This is a genomic window from Hyphobacterium sp. CCMP332 (assembly GCA_014323545.1).
GTDB lineage: Bacteria > Bacteroidota > Bacteroidia > Cytophagales > CCMP332 > CCMP332.
This window is the reverse complement of sequence record CP058647.1, coordinates 1,328,842-1,343,863: the sequence shown is the minus strand read 5'-3', so window position 1 is coordinate 1,343,863 and position 15,022 is coordinate 1,328,842. Positions and strand designations below refer to the sequence as shown.

Below are 15,022 nucleotides of genomic sequence, written 5' to 3'. Positions count from 1 at the left end.
AAAATAAGGACTAGCAATTACCTTTGCGCACCTAATTTTTTGAGTATCACTAAAAGACAGAGTTGTGACTAAAGCAGATGTAATAAATGAGATAGCCGAGAAGACCGGAATTGAGAAGGCAGATGTGCAAATTACTATTGAGGCTTTCTTTAAGGTCATGAAGGATTCCATGGTTGACGGTAATAATGTTTATGTGAGAGGCTTTGGAAGTTTTGTGAATAAAAAAAGAGCAAAGAAAGTAGCCAGAAACATTTCCAAAAATACAGCCATTATCATTGATGAACACTACATTCCTTCATTCAAGCCTTCAAAATCATTTGTAGAACAAGTGAAAAAAAGCGACAAGGTTAAAAGAGCCAACGCGAAATAATTTATAATGAATAAAAAACAGTGGCTCCTCATCGGAGCCGCGATTCTCTTATTGGTTTTTTTGTATTCACTTCCAAAAATTATCATTGATAACGAAACGGATGAGATTGCAGAACTGGAAGAAGAAAAAAGCGATACATTAGCTTCGGATGAGAATCCCATGGATGGCCATTCCATTCTCTCTGATTCACTCTACGAGTCCAGGGTGGAAAAATTTAAAAGCGCTTTTCAACTTGCTGAAAATAATAAAAAAAAGTCTATCTTTGCGGACTCTTTGGCGCAGGCCTATTCCAAGATGCGTGATTTTGACAATGCCATCAAATATGGAAAGCAGGCTTTGGAGCTAAATGAGACATCCGGAAACAGGGAAAATCTGGCCAATTATTATTACGAAGCCATGACCTTTTCTTTAAATATGGATGATGCCGGCAAAATGGGAACTCAGGCAAGAGAACTCATGCAAGGTTTGCTTGAAGAGCAGCCTCGGCGATTTGATTTAATGAATAAAATGGCCATGACTTACGTGGTATCGGAAGCTCCTATGAAGGGGATTATGATGCTGCGCGAAGTATTGGAAAAAGATCCCGATAATATTGATGCAATATTCAATCTGGGAATTCTTTCCATCCAATCGGGCCAATATGATAAAGGAATCGAAAGATTCGTCAAATTGACTCAAATAGACAGCTCCAATGTAAGGGCCTGGTATTATTTGGGTTTGTGTTTGAAAGAAACAGGAAAAGCAGAAGAGGCCAAACAGGCTTTGGCAAAAGCCTCAACGCTCGATGCTGATCCGGAAGTGCAAGCTTCCATTAATGCATTGTTAAAAGAACTATAAAACATTTTATTATGCCTTGCGGAAAGAAAAGAAAAAGACATAAAATCGCAACTCACAAAAGGAAGAAAAGATTGAGAAAAAACAGACATAAGAAGAAGTAATCTTATTTTGTTTGGTCAATAAGGCTGTACCATAAAATCAGCTGTATTTCTCACATCTAAATTCCTTCAAAATTGAGTAACGAATTATTCATTAATGCGGCTCATGAAGGATCTCGAATAGCTTTAATCGAGAACAAAAAACTCGTTGAGTTTCATCATGAGAAGCCGGACAATCAATTTAATGTAGGTGATATTTATCTCGGAGCTGTCAAAAAAGTCGTTCCGGGTCTAAATGCCGCATTTGTTGATGTTGGACACGAAAAAGACGCCTTTCTTCATTATCACGATTTAGGCCCAAAATTCAGCACCCTGGACAGATTTATGCAAAGGGCGCTTTCAAATAAAAATGCTACGCACAAACTCGGAGGCATCAAAATATTACCGGATATCAATAAATTCGGTAAGATCAACGATGTTCTGAAAAAAGGTCAGCGGGTTTTGGTACAAATTGCCAAAGAACCCATTTCGACTAAAGGACCGCGTTTATCCTGTGAATTATCATTTCCGGGACGATTCTGTGTATTGGTGCCATTTGCAAATACCGTCAATGTTTCCAGAAAAATCGTCAACCGCGAAGAGCGAAAACGTCTTCAGAGATTAATGGAAAGCATCAAACCGGAAAATTTTGGTGTTATCGTAAGAACGGTGGCCGAGAAAAAAGAAGTGGCTGAACTCGATGCCGATCTGAGAAACATTCTCAGCACATGGGAGCAGGGCTTCAAAGCCATACAAACCGCCAAACCGCCTCTGAAAGTAATTGGTGAAGTCAACAGGGCTTCCGCAATTCTGAGAGATGTTTTAAACCACACCTTCGATTCAATAGTGGTTGACAATAAAGAACTTTATCAGGAAGTGAAAAGCTTTGTCAAGCGCATATCTCCCGAGCAGGAAAAAATTGTAAAACTTTATAATAATAAGGTCAAGATTTTTGAATCCTTTGGAATCGAAAAACAGTTAAAAACCTTATTTGGAAGGTCAGTGGCATTACAGGGTGGGGGCTATCTCATTATAGAGCATACCGAAGCACTGCATGTTATCGACGTCAACTCGGGGAATAAATCCAATGCCGGCGAAAATCAGGAAGATACCGCCTTAAAAGTCAACATCGAGGCAGCTAAGGAATTGGCAAGACAGCTGAGATTACGCGATATGGGCGGGATCATCGTTATAGACTTTATTGACATGCGCAAAGCGGAAAACCGCAAAAAAGTGTATGAGACGATGAAGGCTGAAATGAAAAGCGATAAATCGAAATCCACGGTTTTACCCCTTTCCAAATTCGGCCTAATGCAAATCACCCGTCAGAGGGTACGACCGGAATTGAGTATTACGACAAGGGAAGAATGCCCAACCTGTAACGGTACCGGACAAATTCAACCTTCCATTGCCGTGGCCGATCAGATTGAAGAAAACATTGAAAAGGTGATTCAGAATCAAAATGAATCTTCAATAAGTGTAGCAATGCATCCCTATTTACACGCCTATTTTACCAAAGGCATGATGTCTAAAAGGATGCGGATGTCAATGAAATACAAAGCCAAAATTAAATTGATAAGAGATACTTCTCTGGGATTGGTTTCGTATAAAATCTTTAATAAAAATGGAGAAGAAATTAATCTGGAAGCCTGATATTAACTTCTTATTTTATTTTCTTTCTCTTTCTGTAATCATTTTTTCCTGTGATTCAATCACAAAAGATGATATTGATCATCAGCACATAGAAATTGACCTCAACGTTAAGCGTTTAGATCAAAAACTTTTTGATGCTTCTTCCATCGTTGAAATTGACAGCATCATTGTCACAAACCGCGATGTCTTTAATCTCTATTTGGAGCTGAACAAATTACCCAATTCGAGGGTATTGAGTGAAATGCTTTATCAAAGGGTTCAGGATTCCAGCGTCAGAGTATTTTACAATCAGTCACAAGAAATTTTCGGAGATTTTGGTGAGAGAAAGAAGGAATTAAAGCATCTGTTTGAACATGTTAAATACTATTATCCCGACTTCAGAGCACCTGAAGTAAGTTGCATTTTCACAGCATTTTTATCCCCCTTGGATATTATAGTCAGCAAGCGTCATATTATCATTGGTCTCGATTATTTTTTAGGCCCCGAAGCCATGTATGTGCAAAACGACCCGCAGTATATTTTGGATCGCTACCGGCCGGAAAATCTGGTACCCATGTTTATAGGTTTGGGCATTTCCAATTTCTACAATGAAACCGATCACGAAGACCAAACACTGGTTGCGGAAATGATTTATTATGGCAAAGCCCATTATTTTTTAAGTAAAACGGTGCACGACATTAGCGATTCACAAAATCTTGGCTTTTCAGAAGATGACATTGCCTATTTCCGCAATAAGGAAAAAATACTCTGGGCCTATTTCGTCGAACGCAGCTTGTTGTTTGAAACGAACAGGATTGAAATTCAGAAGTACATCAGTGAAAGGCCTAAAACCATTGAAATTGAGCCGGAATGCCCTGGGCGGGTCGGCCGCTGGATGGGATATGAGATTGTAAAATCCTATATGGAAAAAAACGAGCTGAGCCTTCAGGAATTGATGGCCGAAAAAGATGCGCAAAAAATATTCAGGTTATCGGGCTATAATCCTTCGCGTTAGACAATCATTTTCTTCATATTCCTTCTCATCATTAATAATTTCCTTTTATAAATAAATAAGTCGCTTTGTCCTTCGTTTTTAGGATATTCAAATTCAATAAGGTCAAATTATTATGCAAAAGGTCAAATTATTCTTCTGGTATTGTGCCGGGGCAAATACGTCATTGCTCCAAAAGGCAGAGACCGATTCTGAAAAGTACGTCGGAATTGGTGCTACAATTTTCTTCACGGGTGTTTTCGCAGCATTGGCTGCGGCTTATGCACTCCACAGCGTTTTCGATAGCTGGATAATTGCTTCGGTCTTTGGACTTGTCTGGGGATTGATGATTTTTAATCTCGATCGCTTTATCGTATCCAGCATGCGAAAAAAAGAGAGCGCTTTCAACGAATTTTTACTGGCCACACCGCGAATCATTCTGGCCATACTCATCTCCATCGTCATTGCAAAACCCCTGGAATTAAAGATTTTCGAAAAAGAAATCAATGCTGAATTGATCAGTATGAATCAGGAAGTTCAGAAAGGTCAGGAAAACTTCGCCAAGGAAAAATACCTGGCAGAAAAAGCCTCGCTGGATGCTTCGATTTCAGGGCTAAAGTCTGAAATACAGCAAAAAGAACAACAAAGAGATGCTCTGAGAGAAAAAGCACAAAAAGAGGCCGATGGCACCGGCGGTACCATGCGTAGAAATGCCGGTCCCATTTATAAAATCAAGAAAGCCGATGCTGACCGGGTGGATGCCGAACTCAAAAACCTGAAAGAAAAAAATCTTGCGCTCATTGCTGATAATTATGGCAAATTGACTCAATTGGATTCCAACATGCAAAGTGATTTGGCCGTGCTGGGAAAAGCAGAGATCGGCGGACCCGCTGCGCGTTTGGAAGCCATGGACAGGCTCAGCACAAAGAGCGAGGCCATCTGGTGGGCCAATTTCTTTATCATGATGCTTTTTATAGTGGTAGAATGTGCCCCGATCTTTGTTAAATTAATTTCTTCCAAAGGACCCTATGATTATTTATTGGAAGCAAGAGAATACGGTTTTGAAAGCGCCATTCTCAAAGACAAAGCCTATATCCATAGCGAATTGAAAAAAGAGGCAGAAGCATTCAATGCCAAGGAAAAAGGATTTGTATTCGATCGACTGGATGTGAAATTGGACAGTATGTAAAAGAACGGCCGTATAAATTCTAATCAATTAAACTCTTATCAGAGAGCATTTGTCTCAAACCTAAAAGCGTTTGATAAGGGAGTTCTGCAATGGAATTGTTGGCCAGCCAATGAGGGATACGGCCTCCGGGTTCGCTGTGAAACACATAACGTATCTTCGTTATTTCTCCCTCAGATTGTAAGAGAATTGATCCATTGGCTTTTTCCATTCTGACAATCCCCCTTTTTTCCGGCAAAAAATCGGGAATGCCTTTGAGAATAATTAATGTTTCATTCGGGCTTTTGGTGTCAAATGACATCATATAGACCATGTCCCGATTGGCATAAGGCCAGGGAAAAATGGTTTCCATATAGATGAATTGCACATCCCCTTCTTTTTTTAAAGACCTGGATGTCTTTGTAAATCCAAACCAATGGACGTAATGAGCCCCATCCTTTAATACCTGCAAGACCTCCTCAATTTTGGCAGGCAGCTCCACCTCAGCCTTAAAGGATTTAAAATCGGAGTATTTTTCAGCTTTGGTATAAACTGAAATGCCCTGTTTTTGTATTTCCGGGGTCCAGGTGCTTTGAGTAAACGCAATCATCGGATTCAGGATTGCCAAACTCAAAATCCAAATTAAAACTGGATTGACCATGAAATAGGACTCAAAAAATGTTTTCACCGCTTTTGTACAGTCGGTAGAAATAGTGCAAAAACAAAAGCGCAAAAATAAAATCACCGATTATTACCACAAATACGATGGATTCGGCCAGGCCTGCCATATAAAATTTTAGAAGTGAAATGGCAAAGCCAATTTTTCCGATACCACCCACAATTACAATTCCCGTATGTTTCAGTGGATTATAAGCCACAATGGAGTAGCCTATGAAATAAACAAACGTAGTGCCCCAGGCGCCCTGATAAATCGAATAAAAAAGCGGGTCGTTTAACTCCCGAGTGAAAAAGCCCTGAAAGGTATAAGCCGTGTTGAAATAGCCAAATATGGCTCCGGTTAGATTCCAGAGGGCTGAAATGATAAAGAGGACTCTGAAATAATTGATTTCTTTGTTTTCCATGCTAATGGTATTTAAAAGCTATGTGCTTTGTCTGATTTCTATTGCAAAGAATAAGGATACCAAAAACTATTGCATTTACATATGTAAAGAAATGAGCCTATGAATTCATTTTTTTTCGAATTCTACTCAGTTGTGTCGCGCTGATTCCCAGATAGGAGGCGATGTGGAATTGCGGAATTTTCAATTCTATGCCAGGATATTCTTTTTGTAAAATCAGATAGCGTTGTTCTGCATCGAGCAAGGCCATTTCTATTTCTTTTTTCTCATTGCTTAGAAAATACCCTTCTGCTATGATCCGTCTTAGTCTTTCAATTTCAATATTGCCCTCGGATAAGCGCTCGATTTTATAAAAAGATGCTTTCCATAGTTTACAATCGGTCAAGGCCTGTTGAGCGACGGTATTTTTTTCTTTGCTGATCAGCGAGGCATAGGAGCCAATGATGGAAGGAGCTGAAAAAAAGGTTTTGTTGTATTCCTTGCCTTCCGCGGTAATATAATAAGCCCGAACTATGCCGCTCTCAAGAAAGGCAATCTCTTTTGCGTATTGCCCCTTTCTTATAAAATACTCGCCTTTTTTTAATTCAGCGGATACAAAATGTTCGGCCATCAGCGCCATGGTCTTTTCGGATAATGGCATAAATTGATTGAAAAAGCTAATTAGGTTTTGCATTTGAAGCAAAGGTTACAAAGCAATTTAATTTTTCACCGGTCTAAGGTAAATTAAGACAAATAATTCTGAATAAATCAATTAAAAATTGGCTGATGTTTAGTACTGAATCATTCAATGGCCAAAAATTTATTTAAAAAAAATGAACGCCCGTCTTTTTCATGTGTATATGCATTTCGGAAATGCAAAAACACGAAACAATGAAAAAGCTAATTATTATTCTCTCGCTCATCTGGCCCTTGCAAGAATTATTTGCGACAGCCCGACCCGAGCCAATCCCTTCTACTTTGAATCAAAGCTATTCAAATGGTTGGTATCTCGATCAATACAGAAATTGGAGGTCATATCTTGATGCCGAACCAGAGGATGAGGAAGCCTGGATTCAAACTTACAAAGCTGCGGAACTGGCCAATTTATCAATTGAAAACAAAAATCTGATACTTCAGAGTGTTCAGGAATTACATCCCGATTCCAAAGCCTATTATTATTGTCAGTTTCGCAAGGAAGGCTGGTCACCTTCGGGCATTCAAAATCTCGAAAAAACACTAAAAAATTCATTGGCGAATGAATTTCCGGCGGAGCGCTATATTTTATCAGAAATGAGAAATGAGCGAAACCGGGACTTTGCGGAACGAATATTTCGCATGGGAATGGTTTTGCCCTCTTTGCTCAATTATTCCTACAATGTTTTGATGTCGGTTGGTGATGATGGCATTCTCTTTACAGAAAGTGAAAATTCATCCATACCCCTCTGGATATTACAGGATGTGATGAGCGTAAGGAAAGATGTATTGGTGTTAAACCTGGAATTGCTCGAAAACCCTGAATACACGCGATTCAAATTTCTGAGTAATCAGCTTAATTGGGAAAACGGAGCTTCGATTAGCGATTTGGTGGCATTGAATAAGAGCAAAGATTTTTATTATGCCCTGACCATTCCCCAAAAAAGTCTTAAAGAGGAACAGGACCGGCTTTATGTAGTTGGCCTGACCTCTCGCCTCAGCGAAAAACCTTTTGATAACTATTCGCTTTTAAAGCAAAATATTGAAGAGCGCTTCCTATTGGATTATTTGAAAGTAGATTTTTCAGGAGAGCCGAAATACTCTACCGGAAGAAATCTGGAAAGCAATTATATTATTCCATTTTATCTTTTGCGCGAGTATTACACCAAAAGAAATGAAACGGAAAAAGCGGAGTATTGGGTTTCAAATATTCAGATGCTCGCCCGGCGATCCAATGTCAGCGCAAGGATTCAAATGCTCTTATCGGAAAATTCGAGCAATAGAAATTTTGTTTCCATTGAACTCGAAATAAAAGAACTGGAAAAAGGATTTAACAAGATAAAAGACAATATCTACGGCTATGAAACAGAGGTGAGCAATGAAGAATACGAGCTTTTTCTCAATTATTTGCGCGATCACAATTACGATGATCTTTTGGAAAAAGCCAGTTTCAATCTGGATAAATACGATGGGGTAAACAAAGTATTTCACAGAAACTATCATTATTCGCATAATTCATTTAAAGAAAATTTTAGCAAATACCCTGTTATGGATCTCAGCCATGAAGCGGCAATTCTCTATTGCGAATGGCTCACGGTACAATACAACCAGCAAAAAGGGAGGAAATTCAATAAGGTAAAATTCCGTTTGCCGACCCGCAATGAGTGGAGCATGGCCGCCCTGGGTTACAGACCCTTTCAGTCATGGGTATTTGAGGAAAATAAGGTAAAAGCTGCCCCGTATGTGGATGCCAAGGTGAAAGATTGGAAGTATTATAGCCTTGCCGAATACGATAGCATTTGGTATCCATGGTTTGCGGGTGATTGGTTTAGCTATCGCAAAATGATAATGAACGAAAAAGGCTGCTATCTGGCCAATATTAAAACGCCTGTGGATGTCATTTGTCCTTCGGGAATTAAAGGAGATGGTTTTGCTTTAACCTCGCCCGTCGGAACCTATTTTTCAAATGACATGGGGCTTTACGATGTGATTGGCAATATAGCCGAAATGATCGATGAAAAAGGAAAAGCAATGGGTGGAAGTTGGGATCACCCACCTCATGAAAGTACGGTTAGGAGTGTAATGCAATACGAGGCCTCCGATCCACGAGTGGGATTCCGTATCTTCATGGAAGTAATTGAAGAATAATTGGGATTTCTAACCAGATACAAAGAAAAAAGTGATGAAGAGCTGATGGTCCTGTTTCAAAACGGCGACCATCGCGCTTTTGATACTATTTATGCGCGATATAAAAGACGGCTTTTTGGCTATTTCATGAAAATGCTTTGGAACGACAGGGAATTATCCGAGGACAGTCTTCACGATCTTTTTTTAAAAATGATTCACAGACCGGGGCTTTTCAATCCGGAATTTCAGTTCAAAGCCTGGATTTTCAAAAGTGCTTTTAACATGTGTAAAAATGCCTACAGAAGAAAAGCCTATCAGGATGAAATGTTAAATTCGGAAGGAATGACGGAAACGATGAGCGAACCCCGAGTAGAGCAAAAGATGGATGAGGAAATTCAGCTTGACTTTTTAATTGAAAATTTGAATCTATTGGATGAAGAGCTGAGATCTCTTTTTCTGATGCGCTATCAGGAAGAGATGAACATTAAAGAATTAGCAGAGATTTATGACATTCCGGAGGGAACGGTCAAAACAAGATTATTTAAAATCAGAAAAACGCTATCGGAAAAAATGAAGATTGATCAACATTAAATCTTCATTGATTGAAATATTTGATAATTAAAGATTTATCATGAAAGACAAAGAAAAATATTTGGACCAACTCATAAAAACCAAAAGCTACGATCAGCTTAATGAGGAAGAGTTGAATTTGGTCAAAGAAGAATTTGGAAGCAAAAATGCTTATGAATCCTACCGAAAAATGGTAGTGATGGCATCGGAAAATAAATTCTCACCCGGCAGAGAGGTAAAAAGAAAGCTCGATAAGTCCCTGAGACTTGCCAATCCCAGCTGGTGGCAAATGGCCTTGGATTATAAACTGCCCGCTTATGCGGCAGTACCGCTAATGCTTGTACTGTTGTTGATTGGATTTTGGATCAACAAACCGGAGACGATAATTGTAGAAAAACCAAAAATCGTGCAGACCGAGCCGAAAATAGATACCGTATTTGTGGATAAAATAATTAGGGACACTTTGTTCATCGAGAATATCAGAAGGATAGAAGTACCGGTGTACATTAGCGTGAACAATGAAGCGGTTGTTAAAAAGGAAGAAATATTACAGGGAAGCAATCTTTCAGAGCAGCGGGAACTTCTGGATATACTCAGCAGCGCACCTTAAGCTACATGAAATTAGGCTGGATTGTTTTTTGCAAAAAGCGCTTTATCGGAGGCATACCAGGCTACATCTTCAGAACCGGGTTCATAGGGTGCGTATTTTTCAAATTTCATCCCTACTTTTTCCATCACTCGAATGGAGGCTTTGTTTTCCTTCATGGCAATGGCGATAATCCTTTTTAATTGAAGGGTATTAAATCCGTATTGAAGGATGGCCTGAGAGGCTTCGGTGGCATAGCCCTTGCCCCAGTATTCCGGTAAAAAGCGATAACCCAGATCAATTTCATCAAATTCAGGCAGATAGGCCAAACCGGACCAGCCAATAAAATGCATACCCTCTTTGATAAAGGTAGCCCATCGCCCATAGCCGAATTTTTTATAATCGGCCGATCTTGTCTTAATGGCTTCTTCCATGGCTTCAATAGAGTCCATCGGTGCTTCTCCCGTATATTTTTGCACTTCAGGATGGCTGTGCAGTCGAAACATGTCTTCCTTATCCCCGGGTTTTATATCCCTTAAGAGCAATCGTTCTGTTTCGATCAGGAATTTCATATAAAAAAATTATTTGGATTTTTAATGATGCAAATTGGAACAGAAACGTGAACAGCTGTCTTTTTTAGGAGGCCTCCTCGTAGGCTTCTTTGAGCCAATTGATTAACTCAGCATCCACCTCGCTGATACCTGTCAATTTTACGCGGTGTGTGCACATGGTACCAAATGGCCCTGAATTTTCAAGACGTTCGGTAAATGGCTTTCCTTTGAGTTTCAATCCCAGGTCAATCCTCGTTTTTGTGCCTGCCTTGATGACCGCAAATTTCTTTTTTCGGTCCAGACTCACTTCCGTTTTCTTAGGGCTTATTTTCACATCATCTCCAAAATCACTTATTGATTGAATAATTTTCTTATAAATCTTAAAAAGGTCTTCCTTCCCCCGGTATTGTTCAGATACAAGATCGTTTTCAGATTTATTTTCATTTTTTGAGAGAGACACAATGGTATTGGCAAAGCCATGCGTAACCTTGTGTTCACTTTTGAGAAAAATTACCGCTTCGGAATGTTTGGCAAAATTTTTTTTCTTTAATATGGATTTCCATTCATCGAGTGATTTGCCTGTTTTCTCAGGCATATTTTCGATCATGCTTTGCAGTGCCTTATCCATTGCAAGGGGGATTAGTGATTATTAAGCTTCAAGATAGGAAATTAAAGCCTTCAATGTTTTTTCGTTGGCGGGAATAAAAAACTTCGTGAGTTTTAGGTATTTGGGATTGTTTCTTTTAAGTGTTGGCTTAAGTCCTTTTCTTTTTTAATGTGAAACTACTTTCAGTCCGACAATTGAAGCAATTAAAGTCGCAATGAAAAATAGTCGCCAAAAGGTTGCTGGTTCTTTAAAAATCAATATTCCAACCAGAACTGTCCCTAAGGCACCAATTCCTGTCCAAACGGCATATGCTATACCAATCGGCAGTTCTTGAGTCGCTTTTACAAGAAGCAACATACTTATTGCCAGGCAAACTAAGAAACCTATGTACCAATATGTGGTTTCAATTCCTGTTGTTTCTTTCGCTTTTCCAAGGCAAGTAGCAAAAGCGACTTCAAAGAGTCCGGCAATTATTAATAGTATCCAATTCATTCGGAATTATTTCATTTTGTATAGTCTGGCAATTATCAACTTCGGTATGTTATTACATTAGGGCCAACGTTTAGGTTAAGATAAGTAAACGCCTTAGTGGGTAAGGTATTTATCTTAGCCGATGTTAGCACTCGTTATTTTCTTTTATTATTAATTCAATTTCTTCTCGGAGGTCCTTACTTGTTGGCACTTCAATTATTCCTGCCCCAAGAATATTTCCTTTATACATTCTCAAGTTTGGTTTAATACTTTCATTAAATATCTGTATGCTTCGTGAGTATTGTTTCAAATAGCCTATAGCGCATCCACTAATGAAGTGCCATTTGTATTCCAACGCTATGATGCGAGAATTCAAGGTTAAGACTGTCTTTCAGGTGTTTGTATTCTTTTACAAAATCACCCGATTTATAGATTTTCTGATATGTATCTCTTAGCCTTTTACTCACTTTATTATCGATAGGGTCGAAAAAGAGTGTGGCAAAACCGTTAGTATTTCCATTTAAGCCATATTCTGTTCTCTGAAGGAGCGATCGAATATGCATTTCAAAAAGATAATCAAGATTGAATTTGTTATTTGCTTTGTTCGATGTTAGAGTTAAAATTACTTCAGCACTTTGTATTTGATTGAGAATGTTCAGAGTCTCTTGCACATAGTCAATTAACTGATGGTAATCAAAGTCTTTTAGGAAAAAGTAATCATCCCTTTCTTTAACTGCGTTCCCTGTTCTTTGATGGCTTCTTAGCGACCATAAGTATGACCACTTTACTTCTTCGTCTGGAAGTTTGTGTTTTCTTTTTATGTAGTTAAATCTGTTGAATAGCTCTTTCCAATTCTCGGCATTAATCAACATTGTTCCACGAACATAATATGGGACTTTGCCAACGAATTTTTTAGACCTTATAGGTTTGTATTCTCCTGATTCATCTGAAAAGCCAAAAATTATACTCACGATTTACCTTTGTTTGTCTTTTTTTAATGAGTGCTAACGTCTGTATAAAGTGCATAAAACGATTACAATCAATTACAAACGTTTGATTTCAGATAAATTTAATAAAAAAGCGCAAAGCTTATTTTAATTTTAAGAAATTTTATTTCTTTATCCGACTCGTAAGTGAAGAGATGCGAAATAGGTCTTTTTAAACTTTGGTGCACTTATGCTGTTATTTAGATATGAGCACTTATAAAATACAAGTCGTGGAGATCAAGGAAAGAACGCATGATACTTTTTCTTTTGTCACCACCAAACCCAAAGATTATCAATTTAAGCCGGGTCAGGCTACCGAATTGTCGATTCTAAAAGAGGGCTGGGAGGATGAGAAAAGGCCATTTACATTTACCAGTCTGCCCGGAGGGGAACATCTGGAATTTACCATTAAAACCTATCCCTCGCATGAGGGTGTGACCAATGAATTGCGAAAGGTCAAAACGGGAGATTCTTTTGAGATCGGCGATGCCTGGGGCGCCATAGAATACAAAGGCAAAGGAGTATTTTTAGCCGGAGGCGCTGGAATTACGCCTTTTATCGCCATCTTAAGACATCTGCAAAGAGAAGATAATTTGGCGGGGCATAAATTGATTTTCGCGAATAAAAGTCCTGAGGATATTATTCTTAAAGATGAGTTGCATACGCTTTTGGGTGAAAACTTTATCAATATCCTCGATGATAATGGGAATACGGATCATCCCGAAGGAAGAATAGATAAGGATTTTCTGAAAAAACATATCTCCGATTTTGACCAGCACTTTTATGTCTGCGGGCCGGATAAATTTAATGAGGCGATGATTGGTTACCTTAAAGAGTTAGGTGCAAATGCTGAGTCGGTCGTATTCGAGGAGTAGAAAAAAGTTAATGGTTTAAAGTGAATAGGTAATAGTTAATGGTTATTGGACAATGGTCGATGGTCTAAGTTCTATGGTCGATAATTAAGAATTAAAAGTGAAATGTTAATTATTTACACTGGCTTCGTATTGTTTACTGTTTATTCCTTATTACTCGAAGCGCACTTCAATTTGTTGAACAATTCTATGTACAAGTATGTCTTTGTCGAAACGCTCGGCCAGATTTAAAGCATTGAATTGGTAGGTATGTTTTAGATCGGAGTCTTCGGTGATGTTTTGAATTGAATTGAGGAGGGCCATTGGATCGCTTACATCCCAGTAAATTCCTGCTTTTTCTTTTATAATCAGCTCTTCTATCCAGCCTTTAACATTGATCACAGAAATGCATCCGGCGGCGAGGCCGTCAAAAAACTTATTCGGTGAACCCGTGCCCAGAATCGGGTATTGGGCATAAGTGACAAAATTGAAATCGCTGCGAGCCAACAGCCCGGCCACTTTTTCTTTATTTCCATAATCGATAAAGTGTACATTGGAAGGCGCAGAGTTTTTTATTTTTTCTTCTTCTTTCCCGGCGATCATCAGATAAAAGCGAATTTTAGGAAATTGCTTTTCAGCGACTTTGGCGAGCTCTACCATTTGCATCAAATCATTGGCCATACCAGCCGTCCCAACATACGTACAGATAATATCAGAATTTTGGGAAGATTCATCTTTTTGTTTCTTGAACATTGCCAGATCGGCAAAATTTTCTACTACAATATTCGCTGTATAGGGCCATTTCTGATAAATATGTCTTTGTATGTCCAAGGAAAGCGAAATGATCAGATCGGCTTTTTTGTATATCTTTTTTTCAAGCCTTTTGCTTAGCATTTTGAGCAGAGGGTTTTTAAGAATTCGCATTTGTATTGGCACATCGGGCCAGAGATCGCCGACTTCAAAAAGAAAGGGTTTTTTTGTCCACATGGCGAGAAGACCGCTACTCAAAGGAACCGAAACAGCATAAACCATATCATATTCATGCTTTTTGGCTTCTTTTCTTGCCAGGTATAGAAATTTCAAAAAGGCTTTGATCCTCTCCCAAAAAGACATGGAATTGTCCCAACCAACAGGCAGGCGTATCACTTCCACACCGTCTTCCGGTCTTTCTGCTTCATATACTTTCGCCTCCCGTCTTTTTAGCTGCCGAAGTTTTAACGTAGGCAGTCGCTCTTCATTCTCACTGACAGCCGAAGGCTCGTCACGTTTCTCGCTTGCACTGACAGCCGAAGGCTCGTCACGTGCGCTCATTTGACCTGCAACTATAGTCACCTCATGCCCTGCTTTTTGCAAAGCCCTTGTGACATACCAGGAACGGATGCCTCCACCTTCTTCGGGCGTTCTGTAGAACTGATGGATAAAAAAAATCCTCATAACTCAATTCAAAGAT

At 39.1% G+C, this 15,022-nt stretch carries 17 protein-coding genes; 9 read left to right on the top strand and 8 right to left on the bottom strand.

Annotated features, from left to right (window positions below):
• The first annotated feature begins 64 nt into the window (after window positions 1–64).
• From HZR84_05890 to HZR84_05870, 5 genes are all read left to right on the top strand, one after another.
• Window positions 65–370, top strand: a complete 306-nt coding sequence (locus tag HZR84_05890) for an integration host factor subunit beta (protein ID QNL21482.1) — start codon at window positions 65–67, stop codon at window positions 368–370.
• 6 nt (window positions 371–376) lie between these two features.
• Window positions 377–1,207 (top strand): tetratricopeptide repeat protein, encoded by an 831-nt coding sequence (locus HZR84_05885; protein ID QNL21481.1) that lies wholly within the window; start codon window positions 377–379, stop codon window positions 1,205–1,207.
• 173 nt (window positions 1,208–1,380) lie between these two features.
• Window positions 1,381–2,937 (top strand): Rne/Rng family ribonuclease, encoded by a 1,557-nt coding sequence (locus HZR84_05880; protein QNL21480.1) that lies wholly within the window; start codon window positions 1,381–1,383, stop codon window positions 2,935–2,937.
• Entirely contained in the window at window positions 2,909–3,931 is a 1,023-nt protein-coding gene (locus tag HZR84_05875) for a hypothetical protein (protein QNL21479.1), read from the top strand. Before HZR84_05880 ends, HZR84_05875 begins: the two co-directional genes overlap by 29 nt.
• 112 nt (window positions 3,932–4,043) lie before the next feature.
• Window positions 4,044–5,096: a DUF4407 domain-containing protein gene (locus tag HZR84_05870; GenBank protein QNL21478.1), complete on the top strand. Its 1,053-nt coding sequence runs from the start codon at window positions 4,044–4,046 to the stop codon at window positions 5,094–5,096.
• Window positions 5,097–5,115: 19 nt separating this feature from the next.
• Here the strand turns inward: HZR84_05870 and HZR84_05865 are convergent, their stop codons facing one another.
• The 3 genes from HZR84_05865 to HZR84_05855 all read right to left on the bottom strand — a co-directional run bounded on the left by HZR84_05865 (window position 5,116) and on the right by HZR84_05855 (window position 6,824).
• Window positions 5,116–5,760 (bottom strand): hypothetical protein, encoded by a 645-nt coding sequence (locus HZR84_05865; protein QNL21477.1) that lies wholly within the window; start codon window positions 5,758–5,760, stop codon window positions 5,116–5,118.
• Window positions 5,744–6,154, bottom strand: coding sequence for a hypothetical protein (locus tag HZR84_05860; GenBank protein QNL21476.1), 411 nt, complete (start codon window positions 6,152–6,154; stop codon window positions 5,744–5,746). Before HZR84_05860 ends, HZR84_05865 begins: the two co-directional genes overlap by 17 nt.
• A 97-nt stretch (window positions 6,155–6,251) precedes the next feature.
• Complete coding sequence (locus tag HZR84_05855; GenBank protein QNL21475.1) at window positions 6,252–6,824, bottom strand: Crp/Fnr family transcriptional regulator; 573 nt, start codon at window positions 6,822–6,824, stop codon at window positions 6,252–6,254.
• Window positions 6,825–7,021: 197 nt separating this feature from the next.
• Here HZR84_05855 and HZR84_05850 point away from each other — a divergent pair, with 197 nt between their 5' ends.
• The 3 genes from HZR84_05850 to HZR84_05840 are packed head-to-tail and all read left to right on the top strand — an operon-like array spanning window position 7,022 to window position 10,130.
• A complete protein-coding gene (locus tag HZR84_05850) occupies window positions 7,022–8,971 on the top strand; it encodes an SUMF1/EgtB/PvdO family nonheme iron enzyme (GenBank protein ID QNL21474.1) in 1,950 nt (649 codons plus the stop codon).
• Window positions 8,972–9,541: a sigma-70 family RNA polymerase sigma factor gene (locus tag HZR84_05845; protein ID QNL21473.1), complete on the top strand. Its 570-nt coding sequence runs from the start codon at window positions 8,972–8,974 to the stop codon at window positions 9,539–9,541.
• 40 nt (window positions 9,542–9,581) lie between these two features.
• Entirely contained in the window at window positions 9,582–10,130 is a 549-nt protein-coding gene (locus HZR84_05840; protein ID QNL21472.1) for a hypothetical protein, read from the top strand.
• Window positions 10,131–10,141: 11 nt separating this feature from the next.
• On the opposite strand, the gene HZR84_05835 is transcribed toward HZR84_05840, so the two are convergent.
• The 4 genes from HZR84_05835 to HZR84_05820 form a co-directional block, all read right to left on the bottom strand.
• Window positions 10,142–10,678 carry a GNAT family N-acetyltransferase gene (locus HZR84_05835; GenBank protein QNL21471.1) on the bottom strand — a complete coding sequence of 179 codons (537 nt, stop codon included), beginning with the start codon at window positions 10,676–10,678 and terminating at the stop codon, window positions 10,142–10,144.
• 64 nt (window positions 10,679–10,742) lie between these two features.
• Window positions 10,743–11,285, bottom strand: a complete 543-nt coding sequence (locus HZR84_05830; GenBank protein QNL21470.1) for a DUF4287 domain-containing protein — start codon at window positions 11,283–11,285, stop codon at window positions 10,743–10,745.
• Between the two features lie 144 nt (window positions 11,286–11,429).
• Window positions 11,430–11,756 carry a multidrug efflux SMR transporter gene (locus tag HZR84_05825; GenBank protein QNL21469.1) on the bottom strand — a complete coding sequence of 109 codons (327 nt, stop codon included), beginning with the start codon at window positions 11,754–11,756 and terminating at the stop codon, window positions 11,430–11,432.
• 308 nt (window positions 11,757–12,064) lie between these two features.
• Window positions 12,065–12,706, bottom strand: coding sequence for a DUF3800 domain-containing protein (locus HZR84_05820; GenBank protein QNL21468.1), 642 nt, complete (start codon window positions 12,704–12,706; stop codon window positions 12,065–12,067).
• Between the two features lie 221 nt (window positions 12,707–12,927).
• Between HZR84_05820 and HZR84_05815 the strand changes: the two genes are divergently transcribed.
• Entirely contained in the window at window positions 12,928–13,596 is a 669-nt protein-coding gene (locus HZR84_05815; protein QNL21467.1) for a flavodoxin reductase, read from the top strand.
• Window positions 13,597–13,746: 150 nt separating this feature from the next.
• On the opposite strand, the gene HZR84_05810 is transcribed toward HZR84_05815, so the two are convergent.
• Window positions 13,747–15,006 (bottom strand): glycosyltransferase family 4 protein, encoded by a 1,260-nt coding sequence (locus HZR84_05810; protein QNL21466.1) that lies wholly within the window; start codon window positions 15,004–15,006, stop codon window positions 13,747–13,749.
• Window positions 15,007–15,022 lie beyond the last annotated feature (16 nt).

Bases quoted from the DNA above. Each gene is read 5' to 3' on its own strand.
- HZR84_05885 (QNL21481.1), top strand. From the start codon at position 377: ATGAATAAAAAACAGTGGCTCCTCATCGGAGCCGCGATTCTCTTATTG.
- HZR84_05875 (QNL21479.1), top strand. From the start codon at position 2,909: ATGGAGAAGAAATTAATCTGGAAGCCTGATATTAACTTCTTATTTTAT.
- HZR84_05870 (QNL21478.1), top strand. From the start codon at position 4,044: ATGCAAAAGGTCAAATTATTCTTCTGGTATTGTGCCGGGGCAAATACG.
- HZR84_05860 (QNL21476.1), bottom strand. From the start codon at position 6,154: ATGGAAAACAAAGAAATCAATTATTTCAGAGTCCTCTTTATCATTTCA.
- HZR84_05855 (QNL21475.1), bottom strand. From the start codon at position 6,824: ATGCAAAACCTAATTAGCTTTTTCAATCAATTTATGCCATTATCCGAA.
- HZR84_05850 (QNL21474.1), top strand. From the start codon at position 7,022: ATGAAAAAGCTAATTATTATTCTCTCGCTCATCTGGCCCTTGCAAGAA.
- HZR84_05840 (QNL21472.1), top strand. From the start codon at position 9,582: ATGAAAGACAAAGAAAAATATTTGGACCAACTCATAAAAACCAAAAGC.
- HZR84_05835 (QNL21471.1), bottom strand. From the start codon at position 10,678: ATGAAATTCCTGATCGAAACAGAACGATTGCTCTTAAGGGATATAAAA.
- HZR84_05830 (QNL21470.1), bottom strand. From the start codon at position 11,285: ATGGATAAGGCACTGCAAAGCATGATCGAAAATATGCCTGAGAAAACA.
- HZR84_05825 (QNL21469.1), bottom strand. From the start codon at position 11,756: ATGAATTGGATACTATTAATAATTGCCGGACTCTTTGAAGTCGCTTTT.
- HZR84_05815 (QNL21467.1), top strand. From the start codon at position 12,928: ATGAGCACTTATAAAATACAAGTCGTGGAGATCAAGGAAAGAACGCAT.
- HZR84_05810 (QNL21466.1), bottom strand. From the start codon at position 15,006: ATGAGGATTTTTTTTATCCATCAGTTCTACAGAACGCCCGAAGAAGGT.